We start from the raw sequence: 245 nt of genomic DNA on the forward strand, positions 1-245 counted from the left end.
GGTAGGATTAGCCTCACCAGCTTTAGCTCAGGAGGAGAGCTTAACACCAACTGAGAAAAATTCAAATCGCATTTCTAACTTAGAGTCTCAAGTTGATCAAATGTCGAATTTGAAAGTTACTGGTTATGTTCAAGCACAATGGTTGTGGAATGAATCTAAAGGTGCTTCAGATCCAATAATGAGAGATCAGTTTCAAGTTCGTAGAGGAAGATTAAAGTTTACTTATACTCAAGGTATAGCAACTT

The 245-nt window shown here is 37.1% G+C and carries 1 protein-coding gene; it reads left to right on the forward strand.

What is annotated here, in order from left to right; all coding sequences use genetic code 11:
• On the forward strand, window positions 1-245 hold a 245-nt coding region (locus HMI57_RS18945; RefSeq protein WP_216607715.1), incomplete at both ends, for a hypothetical protein.

Source organism: Arthrobacter sp. 260, from assembly GCF_013116745.1.
GTDB lineage: Bacteria > Actinomycetota > Actinomycetes > Actinomycetales > Micrococcaceae > Arthrobacter_D.